The 1,980-nt window shown below is 56.7% G+C and carries 1 protein-coding gene; it reads left to right on the forward strand.

Going from position 1 to position 1,980, the window contains the following annotated elements; genetic code table 11:
- Positions 1 to 1,980, forward strand: a 1,980-nt coding sequence (locus tag FW800_RS27220) for an immunoglobulin-like domain-containing protein (protein ID WP_446438858.1), incomplete at both ends; no start/stop codon positions are given.

Consider the following 1,980-nt stretch of genomic DNA (forward strand, 5'->3'; position numbering starts at 1 on the left):
TTGACCGTCACTCTCGATAACGGCAAAGCCATCACCATCGGCGTAAACCAATCGAGCGGTAGCGTTTCGGTTATTGCACCTGATGACGTTTACAAAGGCGACCAGACCGTCACCACAGCCATCAAAGGCGTGACTGGCGGCGAGCACTTTGAAAATCTGGTGCCGGGTACTACGGCGGTGAACACCACCGTGACGGACACACCGGGTACCGACAACACGACGACTGTCACCCTGACAGCGCCTAGTGCCGTTAACGAAGGTGGCCAAATCACCTATACCGCAACCTTGAGCAACAAGGCCGGTACCGACGTCACGTTGAAACTCGACAACGGCTCGTCGATCACCATCAAGGCTGGCGAAACCGTCGGCACCGTGACCGTGCCTGCGCCTACCGATGACGTGTTCATCGATAAGAGCACCCAGACCGTCAAGATCACTGACGCTTCTGGCGGCAACTTCGAAAAACTCGAAGTCGCGGGCAACGGCGCCACCACCACGATCAACGACACCATCGATAAAGTCGATGTAGTACTGACCGCCACTACCACCGTCGGCGAAGGCGGCAATATCGTTTACACCGCCAGCCTTGTGGATAAGAACGGCGCGCCGGTGACCAACATCACCAACCCGCTGACCGTCACTTTGGACAATGGCGAAACCATCACCATCGGCGTGAATCAGTCGAGCGGCACTGTTTCCGTCTTGGCACCGGATGATGTCTACAAAGGCGATCAGACCGTCACCACCGCTATCAAGGGTGTGACCGGTGGCGAGCATTTCGAGAACCTGGTCCCGGGCACTACGGCGGTGAATACCACTGTCACGGACACACCGAGTACCGACAACACGACGACTGTCACGCTGACTGCGCCGAATGCAGTGAACGAAGGTGGCCAGATCACCTACACCGCTACCTTGAGCAACAAGGCCGGTACTGACGTCACGTTGAAGCTGGATAACGGTTCAAGCATTACCATCAAAGCGGGCGACACCGTCGGCACTGTGACCGTCCCTGCGCCGACCGATGACGTGTTCATCGACAAGAGCACCCAGACGGTCCAGATCACTGACGCTTCTGGCGGCAACTTCGAGAAGTTGGAAGTCGCGGGCAACGGCGCCACCACCACGATCAATGACACCATCGATAAAGTCGATGTAGTTCTGACCGCCACTACCACCGTTGGCGAAGGCGGCAATATCGTCTACACCGCCAGCCTTGTGGATAAGAACGGCGCGCCGGTGACCAACATCACCAACCCGCTGACCGTCACTTTGGACAATGGCGAGACCATCACCATCGGAGTGAATCAGTCCAGCGGCACTGTTTCGATCTTGGCACCGGATGATGTCTACAAAGGCGATCAAACCGTCACCACCGCTATCAAGGGTGTGACCGGTGGCGAGCATTTCGAGAACCTGGTCCCGGGCACTGCGGCGGTAAACACCACCGTCACCGATACTCCGGGTACCGATAACACCACGACTGTCACACTGACTGCTCCAAGTGCCGTTAACGAAGGTGGGCAGATTACGTACACCGCCACGCTTTCCAATAAAGCGGGTACTGACGTCACTTTGAAGTTGGATAACGGCTCGTCGATCACCATCAAGGCTGGTGACACTGTCGGCACTGTGACCGTCCCTGCGCCTACCGATGACGTGTTCATCGACAAGAGCACGCAAACCGTTCAAATCACCGAGACCACGGGTGGCAATTTCGAGAAGTTGGAAGTTGCGGGCAATGGTGCGACCACCACGATCAATGACACCATCGATAAAGTCGATGTAGTACTGACCGCTACTACCACCGTCGGCGAAGGCGGCAACATCGTTTACACCGCCAGCCTTGTGGATAAAAACGGCGCACCGGTGACTAACATCACCAACCCGCTGACTGTCACTCTGGACAACGGTGAGACCATCACCATCGGTGTGAATCAGTCGAGCGGCACTGTTTCGGTCTTGGCACCGGATGACGTC

This window comes from Pseudomonas sp. 910_23 (assembly GCF_052850795.1).